Below are 16,448 nucleotides of genomic sequence, written 5' to 3' on the forward strand. Positions count from 1 at the left end.
TTTGGATTTGGATTTTGGATTGTGCAACCCAATAGGCAGCACCTCTTAATTTTTAATTTTTAATTGTTTAGTATCCTGCGTTTTTGTCTACGACATTTCGTAACGGCTCACCAGCTTGGTAACGCTTCAGATTGTCAATAAATAACGCTATTGAACGCTGTTTACTTTTTGGTGAATGACCTGAAGTATGAGGTGTGATAAAGATGTTAGGAAGTGACCACAAAGGACTTTCTGGTGGTAATGGTTCTGAGTTAACTGTGTCTAATGCTGCACCTGCAATCCAACCTTCGGTGAGCGCTTTTATTAATGCCGATTCATCGACTACGCCACCGCGAGCAATATTAATTAGGTAGGCATGATTTGGTAGCGATCGCAATACAGATTCATCAATAAATTCTTTGGTTTCTGGAGTTAGCGGGGTCGCAATAACTACATAGTCAACCCCTGGCAGGAGCGATCGCCATTCATCAGCACCCACTACTTTATCAAAATTTGGTAACTCTTGGGGATGACGGCGACTGCCAATAATTCTTAAGCCGAAGGGTTTAGCACGGGCGGCGATTTCTTGACCGATACCACCAGCACCAATAATTAGCAAGGTTGCATCTGTCAACTCTTGGATGGCAAAGCCTCTTTTCCAGTGACGTTCCGCTTGTAAAGCATATAACTCTGGCAGGTGTTTGGCATGAGCCAATATATAAGTAATCACAAATTCTGCGATCGGAATTCCATGCACTCCGGCCCCATTTGTGAGGATAATATCTCTTTTCAAATAAATTGGTGTCAGGATGTGATTTACCCCTGCATTGGGTGCATGATGCCAACGTAGTGCAGGTGCTGCTTCTATTATTTTATGCAGCGTCAGACTTCTGGATAAAAACCAACTGAAATAAACTTCAGCATCGCTAGCATCTCCGTCTAAATTACCATCAATATCTACTCGTACAATTTGTGTATTGGGTGGTAGATGTGGCTCAATATCAGCAACGAGATCAAGCGGCAAAATCAGCTTCATTGTAGATTACCTCTTCTTTTTTACAGGGCTATGTTTATAAAATATCTCTGTTTGATTCAAAAAAATGCCATTTTTTTATTAGTCTAAATTATGATATTTTTATTGAATCTGTAAACGCATAAGCTCCAGATCAAAATATTTATAATTAGATTTATATGCCATTTCCTCTATTCCATATACTTGAAAGCCAAATGATAAATAAAGTTGTTTTGCTAAAAAATTATTTTTAACAATATCAATTAATAATATTTCTACCTCATTAATAGCTTTTGCTTCTTCGATTAATTCATTTAGTAATAATTTACCTATGCCTTTTCCTCGATATTCTTGTTGAACATACATACTACTAATATATGCTTTATGCCTGAGTTTCATTCTTGATTCTTGATGAAATGCGACTATTCCAATTAATTTTTTATCCTCAAAATAGCCCAAAATAAAGTTATTGTTATTTACTGGTATTCTATCCCGAAATTGTTCTATCGTCTTAATTGCTTCTTCATGATCCGTTGTGCCAAATGAATCTGGATTTTTAGATAAAGCTTCTAATCTGATCTGTCTATAATCTTCTGCATCATATTTTGTTAATTTTCTAATTATCATTAGATTAAATATAAATAATAGATATTTATTGCTTATTTTCAATAAAAAGATATAAATTAATAATTATTGTGTTCTAGTTTATCTAGGTTGTGAATATCTAAAAAATCATCCAGAGGCGCAGAGAGAATAGTTGAGAGGTATTTTGAGTTTTCATAAAGAATTTTCGATTGCTATAGCTGCTTTTTAAGAGGAAGTTTTAATCTCGAAGTAGCCTATTTACCGCAGCTACCTCAAGTGTAATATTACTCAACTAGCGAAAACTTAAATTTCAACTACTCAGTTGTAATAATTGGTTACTTGTTTGAGTACCTTCATGGCTCATTACTCGCTGTAGAACTGTTTCTCTGATATTGATAAATACTTCGCTACTTCTATCTCGCGGGCGTGAAAGTCTCACAGGTAGATCCAGAGAAATTTGCCCTTCTTCAATCACTATCACTCGGTCTGCCAATGCCACAGCCTCTTCCACATCATGAGTAACCAAAAACGCAGTAAACCTCCGCTCTTGCCATAAGTTCTCAATCAAACCCTGCATGTCTTGGCGAGTTAGAGCATCTAATGCTCCCAAAGGTTCATCTAGCAATAACAAACGGGGCTGACTAACTAATGCTCTTGCCAATGAGACCCTTTGCCGTTGTCCACCAGATAAAACGTATGGCCACTCATCAGCCCGATCTTTAAGTCCGACTTTATCGAGTGCCCACAGAGCTTTTTCACGCCAATTACCTTCCAAACCCAACCCCACATTTTGAACAACGTGCTTCCACGGCAGCAAGCGGGGGTCTTGAAACATTACTGTTACAGAGCGGCTGAGTCTATGCAGTGGTTCTCCATCTAGTAGTATTCCACCGGAAGTTGCTTTATCTAATCCTGACACAAGACGCAATAAGGTACTCTTGCCACAACCACTTCGTCCGACAATAGCGACAAACTCACCTGCTTCAACTTCTAAAGTCAGCGCGTTTAAAACAGTTTTCTTGCCAAAAGCCTTCGTCAAATCCAAAATACTTAGTTGTGTACCCTGTACATTTGAACTCACTTGCAAAACCTCCTTATTTTAGAACAATCGGGATTTAATTATTTGATCAGACGTTGAATAAAGCAAATCACGCTCAAAATAAATAGAAGTCAAAATCAAGAGTTTTCAACCTTTTACTCTAGTGACTTGAGCATTTATGACTTTTGATAGTTGGGATTCCAAGCCAAGAATTTTGTTTCCAATCCCCTGGCAACAGCATCTGCTAATTTACCCAGCAGTGCATAGATTACAATACTCAAAACCACAACATCGGTTTGCATAAACTCACGGGCATTCATTGCCATATAACCAAGACCGGAATCTGCTGCGATCGTTTCTGCCACAATTAGTGTCAGCCACATAATCCCCAAGGAAAAACGCACACCAACGAGAATCGAAGACAAAGCTCCTGGAAAAATAATTTGCCACAGAAGTTGCGGTGTTTTCAATCCATAGACTTTTCCCATTTCAATTAGTCCAGGATCAACACTGCGGATGCCATGAAATGTATTGAGATATAACGGGAAAAATACCCCCATAGACACTAGAAATAATCTAGCTTGATCGCCAATACCAAACCAGAGAATCACTAGCGGAATTAATGCCAAATTAGGGATAGTACGGAGCATTTGCAAGGAACTATCCAATAACTTTTCTGCTACACGGGAAAAGCCATTGAGTAATCCTAAACCGAACCCAATACTGCCACCAACGATAAAACCAGATATCGCCCGTCCAGCACTAATTCCTATATGTTGGAACAGTTCTCCAGTTGAGCCTAGTTTAATCGCTGTAGCGATTACACCACTAGGTGCTGGTAAAATCCTGCTTGAAAGTAGACCAGTTCTGGAAGCAAGTTCCCAAAGAACTAATACGGTGATAGGCACAATCCAAGGAACTATTTTCTCGATTTGCGGGTTGTCTAATATCTCGCTCAGGGATATATTATTGCTGCTTTTAGTGCGTTTAAAGGTAATAGTCATGGAATTTGGGATTTTAGATTGTTCCAAAGGATGAATCTAGGAGCATCGCCACCATAATTCGTAATTTGCTCTTTAATTACGAATTACGAATTACGAATTAGTTATGAGGCACTCGTTAGTTGTTTAGCAAATTTTTCATTGGCGATGATTTCGCCAACAGGACTCAAGATTGGTGGCGTTAAAGGTGCAGGTTCGCTCTGCAAAGGTAGCCGGGGAAATAATAATTCAGCGGTGCGATACGCTTCTTCTAAATGGGGATATCCAGAGAAAACGAAAGTTTCTATGCCCAAATTGCGATATTCCAGCATTCTAGCGGCAACGGTGTCAGGATCTCCAACTAGGGCCGTACCAGCACCACCCCGCACCAATCCAATTCCTGTCCACAGGTTGGGGCTAATCTCTAAGGTTTTTCGACTACCACTATGTAGTTGACTCATGCGCCGCTGTCCTTCAGAATCAGAATGAGCTAAGTCTTTCTGAGCTTTTGCGATCGCATCCTCATCGACATACTTAATTAGCTCATTGGCAGCATCCCAAGCAGCAGATTCGGTTTCTCGCACAATTACATGCAAGCGAATCCCAAAACTTACTGTTCTACCTTGTTCAGCAGCCAATTTTCGGACTTCGGCAATCTTTTGGGCCACTTGTTGTGGAGGTTCACCCCAAGTCAGGTAAACATCTATATGTTTAGCAGCAACTCGCTTGGCAGTAGCAGATGAGCCACCAAACCACAAGGGTGGATAGGGTTTTTGAACTGGTGGGAATAAGAGTTTACCGCCTTTGATATTCAGGTAGTTTCCCTGAAAATCAACTGTTTCCCCGCTGACGATACCCCGCCAAACTGTGAGAAATTCATCGGTTAAATCATAGCGATCGTCATGACTAAGATGCAAGCCATCCCCAGCCAGTTGCACAGGATCTCCACCTGTCACCACATTAATCAACAATCTTCCTTTAGAAATCCGGTCAAATGTTGCTGCCATCCGTGCCGCAGCCCCCGGAGAAGTAATTCCTGGACGAATTGCTACCAGAAATTTCATTTGCTTGGTGACAGATATGAAAGCAGCGGCGGTAATCCAAGCATCTTCACAAGAACTCCCTGTGGGTAACAATGCGCCCGTGTAGCCTAAACTATCCACAGCTTGGGCAATTTGCTGCAAATAATCAGGTGTGGCAACACGAGAGCCAATATCTGTGCCTAAATAGCGTCCGTCATGAGATCCAGTAGGAATAAACCAAAGAATTTGCATGTTTGTCAGGCAGGGTATGAGGGCTGAATATACGATAAATCGACGCTATTACCGTAGATTATAATCAGCATTTTACAGGAAATGATTTAAAAAGCGAGTATAGATTAACGATTCATAAAAAAGAACTGCCCACGAAAGAGTCAATTTTGTGGATAATTTTGCTAATCATGACACTTTTGCCGCAACAATGGCTGTCGTGAAGAATACAAGTTTTATGTTAATTACTCAGATTTTTGCAACTCCGAAGTGTGAGCTTCCGGTTTCATCAACAGAAGCCTTTCTATCTTGCAGTTTCTTGCTCTGTGCAGAACCCACCAGTTATATTCGTGGTTTGCGTCAGCAGAAGGGTAGCAACTACCGGACAAAAACGCCCTTACGCAAAGATGCGACTATCTGCGGCTATTGTCTACGGTACACTACGCGATCGCAGTTGGATGAGTTGACTTACCTAGTAATTTTGACATCCTTTCACCTGATGAAGAAGTACTAGGTCTTGCATTGTACCAAGCTCTATGCAAAGATAATTTCACGGAAAATACGGTAATTCTATCGGCTTATCGTATCTAGATAATAATTGATGCTGTCAAATATTCGCTGATTGCAAATTACTGCCTTCAGCTAATGCTAATTGGCAGATCATAACTTGAATCAAAATCAAGCTTTAGTCAATGTCATTAACATTGGTTTACTTTGTACATGATAACCAATAAAAACAGGATTTCAAAGAATGTCTTAGAAGTGTCAGTTCACATAGCGTATGCTTTAGTTTCCCTTAAAAGGAGTGAAGTCTTTGTCAAGGCAGTGATTGTCTTATCCAAAAGGTTTTAAGTATCCTTTCAATCGCCAGAAGTCATAATTTAACCCCGTCTACTGTGAAAGCTGGAGTTTTTCAAGAGAGTATATTATTCGCCTGTGGCTTGAGTTGCGAATTTTACTCTCATTACAAAAAACTATGATTTTCAAGGTAGGCGTGGTTTGACTGCGGCTTTTGGATTCTATATTCAACTGCTTAGTACTAGTTTCGATATCTATAGGAGATTGCTACTTTTCTCCCTAGTGAAACCTTTACTAAGGTTATTCTCTAATGGTTTAGCAGTGGCATAGGAACAAGTATTTCTGCTGATTTATCTGTCCAATTTAGAGCTAGTTTATTCATCATTTAGGTTGAGGAGTCGAGGAGTCATGTCGAATTTTCGCTGGAATTATAGATGCCTAATGTTTTTGCTTTCGTTGCTAGATATTCTAATTGTCCTGGTTTTTTGTCCAGCAAAAAGTAACGCGGAACTGCCTAAGTCTGATGCATCTACTGTCCAATTAGAAGTGAACAAAGCTCCAGAAGCAGAAGTCAATCAAACAGTAGAAACTTCAATTGCACCGTTAAATAATGAAAAGGCTACAAATAATATTACAGGCTCAGTGATACCTGTCTCGCAATTGTTAGAAGTTGCACCGCTAACTAGTAAAAAAGGTACAAATAATGCTGCCGGACAAGCGACATCTGTCTCGCAACTGTCAGATGTTAAGCCGACAGATTGGGCATTTCAAGCATTACAGTCTCTAGTTGAACGCTACGGTGTAATTGCAGGATATACAGATGGCACATTCAAAGGAAATCGTCCCCTAACGCGCTATGAATTTGCAGCTGGGTTGAATGCAGCTTTAGATCGCCTCAATGAACTAATAGCAACTTCAACGACAGATTTAGTCAAACGGGAAGACTTAGATACCATCAAAAAACTACAAGAACAATTTTCTTCAGAACTTGCTGAATTTCGGGGACGCTTAGATACCTTGGAAACGCGAACTGCGAAGTTAGAAGCAACTCAGTTTTCGACCACAACCAAACTTATCGGTCGATCTCAGATTGTTTTTGGTTCAGTTCTGGCAGGTAATAACGTTGTCAGCAAGAGACCAGCACCTCACAATGTCACACTTCAAGGCTCAACTACTTTACGGTTAAACACCAGTTTTAACGGTAAAGATTCACTAGGTATAACAATAGGAGGTGGAAATATTGAATCATTGGGACAAACAAGAGCCGGATTATTGGGAACTTATGAGGGAAGAACTGCTGATAACTCCAGTATTACTTTTGTACGCAATACTATTATTCTCAGTGGTGTTCGCTATCGGTTTCTACCTTTTCCAAATACCCAAGTAAACATTTTTCCATTGTCTGACGGAGCTAGTGAAATAGGTCTTTCTGGCCCGATTAACCCATATTTTGAATCGTCTTCTGCGACTGGTGCTAATGGGATTTCACGATTTTCACGGCGGTCTTTGGTCTATAACTATGGAGATAGCGGCCCCGGAATTGCCATACTCCAGGGATTAGGCAAACAGGTTCAATTAGGGCTAGCGTACAGCGCACCAAACGGTGGTAATCCCGCACCTAATAATGGCTTATTTACAGGCAGATATTTAGCTTTAGCACAGTTAATATACTACTCTTCTAATAGGAATTTTCGGGTAGCTGCAACTTATGTTAATACCTATAGCCCACCAAGAACACTAGGTTTTAGTGGGACAAATTTCGGCCCAGCAGTCGGGAGTAACTTAGTAAACAGCACCGTGGATGGAGCGGGAACTGTGGGCAACCTTTATGGTCTACAGGCGTTCTATCAAGTTAATCCCAAGTTGGCGATCAATGCGTGGGTAAGTTATGGGGTACACCGTTATTTAGGACGCGGAGATGGCGAAGCTATGGATTGGGCGGTAGGACTGGCATTCCCGGATCTTTTTACTGAAGGTGCTTTAGGGGGGGTTTTAGTTGGTATGGAGCCGAAACTCACTAGTCTCAGTCAGAATGTAGATTTGGGAGCAGGTGCGGGACAAGCGGATAAAGATACTTCCCTACACGTTGAGGCATTTTACCAATATAAAATCGGAGATAATATTGAGGTTACGCCGGGTTTCATCTGGATTACTGCACCGAACTCTGATGCCAGCAATCCTGATAGTTTATTTGCTTGGGTTCGGACTGTCTTTAGGTTTTAACTTGTAAAAACTAGATATCTAGGTTTTCTAGCAATATATATCTGTCAAATGCCCCACCTACTCTTGGGATGGGGCTTGTAACTAACCGAGAGAATCGGCTCAAATGGATGGTGCTGACTGACACCTACTCCTCTGTCCCTTAGGTAGAAGAGAGAATATACTTATCCCGAACATTTTTCGCAACATTGAGAACAGTATGAGTCTGATGTCCACAGTTTTTAGATATCATCGGCGCATCTTTGCGTCAGCCCTAATTATTACCCCTCTTCTGTCACTCTCCGAAAACATTTGCCATTTCTTAATTCTAGAGCTTTTGTATAGCAAGCGATTGCGCAATTCTTTTCTAATAATAAATACAAGACAAATTTTTTTCTAATAGTATAGCTTGTATTGATTGCCTCATGAGGCTTCTAGCGATCGCCCTCCCGGAGAGTGACAGAAGAGGGTTACAGCGATTTTCAGGTAAATGAACCACAAATAGACCTTTATTCCAAACCTCTCTCCTACGTTCGCGTAGCGGCACGAAGTGCGGAGAGAGGCTTTGATTTTCTCCCCAACGCTAGTAGGGAAGGGGCTGGAGGTTAGGTCTCATAATTGTGATCTAAATACATGAAAACTGCTGTAAGTATTCATCTGAATATGAGATTAGAAATTAAATGTACTACGTATAGCACCTACCCAAATTGGATCATTGGCTGAATTTCCTTCAGGGTTGAGAATTACAAACAAAGTTGGGGTAACACTAATGTTGTCATTCAACCTATAGGTATAAAAACCTTCTAGATGTAAGGAGGTATCTTTGTCTCTGCGATTTATGTTGTCATTACTAGTAACTTTAGGTGGTATACCAAAGACCAACCCACCTAGATTCGCTTTTTTAAACAGGTCTGGAAAAGCTAAGGTAAGCGCACCATTAATTATGGTTGCATCGTTATTAGTACCTTCTTGATGGGCAAGTGTATAACCAAACCAACCACCTACATTAACTACACCACTGGCTTTCCAGTTGAATTGCAGTCCGAAGTTATCAGATGAAGTGGGAGCGGCACCAAAAGGACGAATAGCGAAAGTAGTACCTGTACCACCAGTGATGTTATAACCAGATCCAAAAGCGGCAGTTGCGCCGGTACCAACAGCGATTGGGGCAGGGAAGTATTTGTGGGCGTAGGCGAAACTAATATCTAAACTGCGACTGGGTGTGAAAGTTAGTTGACCAAGTGCTTCATAGGAGTTACCAAATAATCCTCCTCTATTGGTTGCATTGCCTGCGGGGTTATTAGCTAGACCGTCATCTACTATGTAACCTGCGTTGAGTTGGAATTGATTATTAAACTTATAAGCAAAAGCTGCACCAGCACCGTCAAAGCCGGGTCGGTAAATTACAGGGTTGGAAAATGCAAACCGCGAGAGAGTACCACTTTGCCCGTTACCAATCAAGGGATTTAGTGTTGGAGCAAAAGTAACTGGTTGGAGTGCTCTCGCGCCTATCCAGACAGTGGTTTTAGCTCCAAGTGGGAAGCGATAAAACAATCTGTCAAGATAAACAGAACCATCGGTGTAAAAAGTATTCCTTTCAGTATTAAACCGGGTCTGTGGAGTTCCTGTCAGAACTGCTCCCAAAACAGGACTGTTAACTGCTGTTAAACTAGTGGTCAACTGGTCTTTACCAGTAAAACTAGTTTGCAGCGCAAGTGTAGCGCGGTAGGAAAAAAAGACGTTGGTGTTATCTCTGTTAGTACCAACACGATTGCCAAAAGTATCACCCACAAAGAATTGTGCAAGGCCCAGCAGTTTGGTAGTAGTAGAAAACTGAGTGGCTTCTAACTTAGCACTACGCGTTTCTAAGGCATCTACCCGTCCGCGCAATGTGGTAAGTTCGGCGGCAAACTGTTCTTGCAGTTTTTGCAGAGTCGCTAAGTCTTCCTTTCGTACCAACTCTCCAGTGCTAGTAGCAATCAGTTCGTTGAGGCGATCGAGGGCTGCATTCAAGCCTGCGGCAAATTCATAACGATTCAGGGTCCGATTACCTTTAAATGTGCCATCTGGATATCCTGTAATCACACCGTAGCGTTCAACTAGAGACTGCAAGGCTTGAAAGGCCCAATCTGTAGGTTGAACATCAGAGAGTTGCGAAACAGATGTAACTTGCTCTATGCGATCGCTAGGAACAGCTAAAACTGGCAATTTTACTGTGCTACCCAAGGGTTCTGCATTCACAGGTGCTAGAGATGATTCTGATGAAGTCTTCTGAGCAATACCAGTTGGAGTAATCTTGTCAATCTCTGGTATTACTTGCTGTGTCGGCTGTGCTATCTGTTCTACTTCCGCAGCAGGCGCAGCTGAAGACAGGACTACGAGTCCACCGAACAAAGCTGGAATCACTAGCAAATAATTCCATAAAACTTTAGACATGGGTTATTTGTTCCTCACACAATATCAACTAAATTTCGCTGCTCAATCTTTTTCGGTAGCTACAAGACCTTGTGGAAGAGCGAACATCTGTCTGTATATATAATTCTTGGAATTTCTTCGGTTTCTAAGTGTGGCGTACATCCGTACGTCCATACAGCCGATTCATTTGTTGCAAAGATTTAACGCTGAAATAGCGCTACGCAATTACTTTCAAAAAAGCAATTTTCACAAAAGACTTCTGGCAAAAACTTTTTTTACCCTTGCCATTCTTAGCTAGGGTTTCGGAATTTATAAACTTTAGATGCTAAACAGCTTATAAGCTATTAGCCACTTTCACTAAGCTCGAACTTTGAAAAACATTGGTAGTAGATGCCTTGAGCCAGAATAGGATTCCTTGCTCTTTTTTGGAGAAATTTATTAAACAACAGTAAGTCTATCGAAATTTAGTACTTTGTGTACTAACATTGGATATTTGCACATAAGACTGTAAAAAGCAAGTCTCTGAGGAGAGATAATAAAATTAACTTTACATAACTTTATGTTTGAAGTTGTTTAGTAAAATGCTTGCTTTTTCTCGAAAACTGTGAAAAGCTTTGTTATATTGCAAACTACGGTTTATCGATCAAGATAAAGTATTTGTAATGCTACTCTAGTGGTAACCCGTCTGAAGGGGCCACAATTTCGGGCTACTAGTAAGCTGTGAAAATGTAGATAGGCAAACAGATTTCTAAATATTTATTTTGCAGCATCGATGGGGTGAAAACTTGATGCTTAAGACTTTATCGATGGGGGAAAATGGTAGATGCTGAAGACGTTAACAACCGATTTTGAACTCGACTTAGAAGCAGATGTGCTTGTGATTGGAGGTGGGCCAGCTGGGACTTGGGCGGCATGGAGTGCTGCATCAAGTGGAGCTAAAGTCATCCTGGTAGATAAAGGATATTGCGGCACAACTGGATGCGCTGCTGCATCTGGGAATGGTGTGTGGTATGTGCCACCCGATCCAGAAGCACGGGAAACAGCAAAGGCGAGTCGGGAATCGTTGGGTGGGTTTTTAGCCGATCGCAATTGGATGGATCGGGTACTGAATCAGACCTATATCAACGTCAATCAGTTAGCAGAGTGGGGTTATCCCTTTCCTACCGACGATGAAGGTAAACCCTATCGGCGATCGCTGCAAGGGCCAGAATATATGCGGCTGATGCGGCGGCAAATTCAACGCGCTGGAGTCAAGATTTTAGATAACAGTCCCGCCTTAGAATTACTGGTTGATGACGATGGTGCTGTTGCTGGTGCAACAGGTGTGAACCGTCAGACTGGTGAAAAATGGATAGTGCGATCGCAGTCCACAATTATCGCAACTGGCGGCTGTGCGTTTCTCAGTAAAGCGTTAGGATGCAACGTCCTGACAGGGGATGGTTACTTAATGGCGGCAGAAGCAGGAGCCGAGATGTCGGGTATGGAATTTTCCAACGCTTATGGCATCTCCCCCGCCTTTTCTTCAGTCACCAAAACCCTGTTTTATAATTGGGCAACCTTTACCTACGAAGACGGTACTGTGATTCCGGGAGCAAGTTCTCATAGACGTTCAGTAATTGCCCAGACATTACTGCAACAGCCAGTTTACGCCATCATAGACAAAGCGGCGGAATCGATGCGGCCATCTATGCGTTTAGCACAGCCCAATTTCTTTTTACCCTTTGACCGTGCAGGTATCGATCCATTTACTCAACGTTTCCCTGTGACTCTGCGCCTAGAGGGAACTGTGCGCGGTACGGGGGGAATTCGGATTGTAGATGAGAGTTGTGCCAGTTCTGTGCGGGGACTTTACGCGGCTGGAGATGCCGCTACACGCGAACTAATTTGTGGCGGATTTACTGGCGGTGGTAGTCATAACGCTGCATGGGCAATATCTTCTGGCTATTGGTCGGGGAAATCGGCTGCTGAATATACCCGCAGCTTAGGGGAATACAAAACTCAACGCCGCGTTCAGGGCGTTGGAGAGGTAGGATTACAGAGTGGGAGCGATCGCTCTCAAACTTTGGCAACTGATGAAATTATTCAAGCAGTTCAAGCCGAAGTATTCCCTTACGAAAAGAACTATTTCCGTACAGAACAAGGTTTAACTGAGTCTTTGGGTAAGCTAAATCATCTTTGGCAAGAACTCCGCAGTAGCCAGGTAAAGTCAGATAAAGAGCTAATCCGGGCGCGAGAAGCTGCGGCAATGGTAGCCACAGCGCGATGGATGTACAGCAGTGCCATTGAACGTAAAGAAACTCGTGGAATGCACAAACATCAAGACTATCCAGAACAAGATGCTAACCAGCAACATCACTTGATTAGTGGCGGATTAGACCAGGTTTGGGTAAAAAGTCAGCCGCTAAGTACAGAAAAGCCTTTATCTAAAATAGGAGCAGCCGTGTGATTGAGTTGGTCAGCGAATCGCGGTGCATAGAATGTAATATCTGCGTGAATATTTGTCCAACCAACGTGTTTGACAGAGTACCTAATGCGCCGCCAACCATTGCCCGACAGAGTGACTGCCAAACCTGTTATATGTGCGAATTGTATTGTCCAGTTGACGCCCTTTATGTAGCACCAGAAAGCGATGTGACGACCTCAGTCAACGAGGCAGAATTGGCAAAAGTGGGGCTACTGGGTAGTTATCGGCAAAACATCGGTTGGGGACACAAACGTACATCAACAGCAAAAGCCGATGAAACATTCCAAATTTTGAAGCAGATGAAATAGTAATGCGATGTGCAACTTATCCTTAGAACCCCGCTTCCATTCCTCTCCCCCACTCTTCGAGAGGCTTTGATTCTTGCTCCCCTTCCCTAGAGCATCGATTCAGTAATCAAAAACCTAACCCCCCAGCCCCCTTCCCTTCAAGGGAAGGGGGAGCTAAACTCCCCTCTCCTACGAGGAGAGGGGTAGGGGGAGAGGTTCTTCCAGGATTACTGAATTGGTGTCCTAGTAGGGAAGGGGTTGGGGGTTAAGTCTGAGAGAAAGTTGCACACGGCGTATAGTACGGCGGAGAAAAAAGTCATGCTGTCGTTTTCAGTAGTAACAGGTTCTATCAGTAAAAATAAACTTACTTTCAGATTATCAACCTCAGTGGCTTGTCTTCTACTGCTACTAACTACAGCATGTAGCCAAGGCGAAACTAAATCTGCTCAATCTGTTGAAGCTGTTAATGTCAATAAAGCTGTTGCTGCATCCAATAAAATTTCTACGCTACGTATAGGTTATGTAGGTAGTTCAGAACCTACAGGGCCACTTGGTTGGGCAAAGAAAAAGGGAATTTTAGATCGTGAGTTGCAACAAGCAGGATTTAAAAACATTACTTTTGCAAGATTTCCTAATGGGCCGGATCTAAATGAGGCGCTGGTTGCAGGACAATTAGATGTTGGCTCTTTAGGGGATACACCAGCCATAGTTTTGAGAGCAAGGGGTCAGGAAACACGACTGCTAAGGATTACTCAATTTAATACAACCGCTTGGTTAGTGGCGAAAAAGAATGGGCCGCGATCGCTTGCTGAACTTAAGGGTCAAAAAATAGCTACCCAAAAAGGTTCTTATATGCATCGATATCTGCTGGGACTATTAGCTGAAGCTAAAATTGCCAAGGATGTTAAAGTTGTTCACTTGATGACTACTGAGGCAAAAGCAGCTTTAGAACGTGGTGATGTCGCAGCTTATGCAACTTCAAGCGATCTGGGGCCTTTTCTGAAATCGCAAGGGTTTCCAGTGATTGATTCTTCGGCGAATCATAAAGGTTTGTCAGGGACATCATTAGTTGTCGCAACCGAAAGCTTTTTGGCAAAACAGCCTGATTTCCCGCAGAAGTTTAATGGAATTCTGACAGAAGCAGCCAAGGATTTAAAAGCTAATTCTGAAGAATATTATCAGTACCACGCCCAAATTACTAAATATCCCCTCGATATTATCAAAGTATCGTTACCACTCAAACAAATATCAGAAGAACCATTACCAGCCGAGGGAGTGAAACTTTTAGAGGGAACAAAGAAATTTTTAGTCTCGCAGGGTTTGGCAAAGTCGGACTTTAAATTAACAGATTGGGTTGTGAACAAACAACAGCGTTAATTTCTATCAGCCATTGCAAATGCGGGAATAGAAGAAGCAAAGGGAGTAGAGGAGGTAGGAATTAGTAACTTTTCTAAGCAAGAAAAACAAATTTTTGTAATTAAGTCTTTTAAAGGTGCAACTTCCAAGCTCAAAGGCTCAACTTCCAAGCTCAAAGGTGCAACTTCCAGGCTCAAAGGCTCAACTTCCAAGCTCAAAGGCTCAACTTCCAAGCTCAAAGGCTCAACTTCCAAGCTCAAAAGTGCAACTTCCAGGCTCAAAGGCTCAACTTCCAAGCTCAAAGGCTCAACTTCCAAGCTCAAAGGCTCAACTTCCAAGCTCAAAAGTGCAACTTCCAGGCTCAAAGGCTCAACTTCCAAGCTCAAAGGCTCAACTTCCAAGCTCAAAGGCTCAACTTTCAAGCTCAAAGGCTCAACCGTCATATTTCAAAAGCTTTCTGCATCCCTCCTAGCTCCTGCTTCTTGACAATCCATTTGAAAATTCAGGTAAAATGCTATGACTATTGCACTAGACCGTCCACAGAAAACCAAGTCTGCTCAAATTAGGGAAAAACTGGGTTATCCGATCATCGATACTGATGTACATACCCAAGAATTTCCCCCAGCATTCTTGGACTATTTAGAGCAAGTTGCAGGAACTGCGATCGCACAGCGTTTTCAAGAACACTTACCCGGTGCATCTCGCTCTAAATGGTTTAAGCAATCTTGGGAAGAACGCCGCGCTAACCGCACCGCTCGCCCTCCTTTCTGGACTCGTCCCACTAACGATCCCCTAAATTTAGCTACCGTTAGTTTGCCAAAGTTGCTGCACGAACGCTTACAAGAAGCTGGTACAGACTTTGCCGTTGTGTACCCCAACTTGGCAACGATGGCCCCACACATTGGGAATGAAGAAATGCGGCGGGCTGTTTGTCGGGCAGCTAACACCTATCACGCTGATATTTTTCGCCCTTATAGCGATCGCTTAACACCCATTGCGGCTATTCCCATGCATACGCCCGAAGAAGCGATCGCAGAATTGGAATATGCGGTAAAAGTGCTGGGACTCAAAGCCATTCAAATCCCCGGACATATCCGCCGCCCGATTCCCGCCTTTGAGAAATATGGCGAAGAAGTAGCCAACGAAGCCATCTGGATTGACACCTTTGGCTTGGATAGTAAGTATGATTACGATCCTTTCTGGGCGAAGTGCGTGGAACTGAAAGTTGTACCCACCACCCACTCTTCCGGTATGGGTTGGATAAATCGCCGTTCCATTAGCAATTACCAATACAACCATATTGGTCACTTTGCATCGGCTGCGGAAGCATTATGTAAATCTCTGTTCTTTGGTGGTGTAACTCACCGCTTCCCCACACTCAAGTTTGCTTTCTTAGAAGGAGGTGCAGCTTGGGGTGCTAGTTTGTACACCGATTTGATTTGGCACTGGGATACCCGCAATAAAGATCATTTGGTGGAAAATAACAATCCCGCCAATATCGATCGCGAAGAATTGTTAGAACTATATACCCGTTACGGTGGCGAATTAGTACATGGTCGTTTGGATCAACTAGGTAGCGGTTTAGGTTTCCACGCTGAGTTATTATCTCCCCTAGAACCCGGTGATTTAGATGAATTCGCCGTTGCCGGAGTTACCAAGCCAGAAGATATCCGCGATCGCTTCTTGAATCACTTCTACTTCGGGACAGAATCAGATGATACCCGTGTAGCTCAAGCCTTTAACCGCAAAGCTAATCCTTATGGCGATCGCGTCAAAGCCTTCTTGGGTTCCGATTCCGGTCACTGGGATGTACCTGATATTACTGCGATCGCAGCCAATACCTATTCAATGGTAGAACGCAAGATTATCAGCGAAGAAGATTTGCAATATTTCCTGTCAATTCATCCCTTGGAGTTGTACACCAGCCTGAATCGTGACTTCTTCAAAGGTACGGCTGTCGAGAAAACAGCAGATGAGTTTTTGGCTGCGAAAGAGACGCGATAAATCGCCGTCTGTACAATAATCAATCCTTTGTAGAGACGGCGATTTATCGCGTCTTTGCTAGTGGCGTCTTTGCTAATGCC

At 42.6% G+C, this 16,448-nt stretch carries 13 protein-coding genes; 6 read left to right on the forward strand and 7 right to left on the reverse strand.

Annotated features, from left to right (window positions below; all coding sequences use genetic code 11):
• Positions 1-67: 67 nt before the first annotated feature.
• The 5 genes from HWQ44_RS01365 to ssuD all read right to left on the reverse strand — a co-directional run bounded on the left by HWQ44_RS01365 (position 68) and on the right by ssuD (position 4,869).
• Positions 68-1,015, reverse strand: coding sequence for a D-2-hydroxyacid dehydrogenase (locus HWQ44_RS01365; protein WP_292713837.1), 948 nt, complete (start codon positions 1,013-1,015; stop codon positions 68-70).
• Between the two features lie 99 nt (positions 1,016-1,114).
• Positions 1,115-1,618 (reverse strand): GNAT family N-acetyltransferase, encoded by a 504-nt coding sequence (locus tag HWQ44_RS01370; RefSeq protein WP_292713838.1) that lies wholly within the window; start codon positions 1,616-1,618, stop codon positions 1,115-1,117.
• 268 nt (positions 1,619-1,886) lie between these two features.
• Positions 1,887-2,657, reverse strand: a complete 771-nt coding sequence (locus HWQ44_RS01375; protein ID WP_292713840.1) for an ATP-binding cassette domain-containing protein — start codon at positions 2,655-2,657, stop codon at positions 1,887-1,889.
• 134 nt (positions 2,658-2,791) lie between these two features.
• Positions 2,792-3,619, reverse strand: a complete 828-nt coding sequence (gene ssuC, locus HWQ44_RS01380; protein WP_292713841.1) for an aliphatic sulfonate ABC transporter permease SsuC — start codon at positions 3,617-3,619, stop codon at positions 2,792-2,794.
• Positions 3,620-3,720: 101 nt separating this feature from the next.
• Positions 3,721-4,869, reverse strand: coding sequence for an FMNH2-dependent alkanesulfonate monooxygenase (ssuD, locus tag HWQ44_RS01385; RefSeq protein WP_292713842.1), 1,149 nt, complete (start codon positions 4,867-4,869; stop codon positions 3,721-3,723).
• Between the two features lie 148 nt (positions 4,870-5,017).
• Between ssuD and HWQ44_RS01390 the strand changes: the two genes are divergently transcribed.
• Positions 5,018-5,359, forward strand: coding sequence for a hypothetical protein (locus HWQ44_RS01390; RefSeq protein WP_292713843.1), 342 nt, complete (start codon positions 5,018-5,020; stop codon positions 5,357-5,359).
• Positions 5,360-6,051: 692 nt separating this feature from the next.
• Entirely contained in the window at positions 6,052-7,866 is a 1,815-nt protein-coding gene (locus tag HWQ44_RS01395; protein ID WP_292713845.1) for an iron uptake porin, read from the forward strand.
• Positions 7,867-8,511: 645 nt separating this feature from the next.
• Here the strand turns inward: HWQ44_RS01395 and HWQ44_RS01400 are convergent.
• Complete coding sequence (locus HWQ44_RS01400; RefSeq protein WP_292713847.1) at positions 8,512-10,278, reverse strand: iron uptake porin; 1,767 nt, start codon at positions 10,276-10,278, stop codon at positions 8,512-8,514.
• 802 nt (positions 10,279-11,080) lie between these two features.
• Between HWQ44_RS01400 and HWQ44_RS01405 the strand changes: the two genes are divergently transcribed.
• The 3 genes from HWQ44_RS01405 (at position 11,081) to HWQ44_RS01415 (ending at position 14,385) form a co-directional block, all read left to right on the forward strand.
• A complete protein-coding gene (locus tag HWQ44_RS01405) occupies positions 11,081-12,703 on the forward strand; it encodes an FAD-binding protein (protein WP_292713849.1) in 1,623 nt (540 codons plus the stop codon).
• A complete protein-coding gene (locus HWQ44_RS01410; RefSeq protein ID WP_292713851.1) occupies positions 12,700-13,029 on the forward strand; it encodes a ferredoxin family protein in 330 nt (109 codons plus the stop codon). Before HWQ44_RS01405 ends, HWQ44_RS01410 begins: the two co-directional genes overlap by 4 nt.
• 297 nt (positions 13,030-13,326) lie before the next feature.
• Positions 13,327-14,385 carry an ABC transporter substrate-binding protein gene (locus tag HWQ44_RS01415; RefSeq protein ID WP_292713853.1) on the forward strand — a complete coding sequence of 353 codons (1,059 nt, stop codon included), beginning with the start codon at positions 13,327-13,329 and terminating at the stop codon, positions 14,383-14,385.
• On the opposite strand, the gene HWQ44_RS01420 is transcribed toward HWQ44_RS01415, so the two are convergent.
• The gene (locus tag HWQ44_RS01420) at positions 14,382-14,807 is read right to left on the reverse strand and encodes a hypothetical protein (RefSeq protein WP_292713855.1); all 426 of its coding nucleotides are present in this window, start codon (positions 14,805-14,807) and stop codon (positions 14,382-14,384) included. The two genes, HWQ44_RS01415 and HWQ44_RS01420, sit on opposite strands and share 4 nt — an antisense overlap.
• A 73-nt stretch (positions 14,808-14,880) precedes the next feature.
• On the opposite strand from HWQ44_RS01420, the gene HWQ44_RS01425 reads away from it, so the two are divergent.
• On the forward strand, positions 14,881-16,368 hold the full coding sequence (locus HWQ44_RS01425; RefSeq protein WP_292713857.1) for an amidohydrolase family protein: 1,488 nt from the start codon (positions 14,881-14,883) through the stop codon (positions 16,366-16,368).
• Positions 16,369-16,448 lie beyond the last annotated feature (80 nt).

Origin of the sequence: Nostoc sp. JL34 (genome assembly GCF_017114945.1) — a bacterium.
GTDB lineage: Bacteria > Cyanobacteriota > Cyanobacteriia > Cyanobacteriales > Nostocaceae > Nostoc.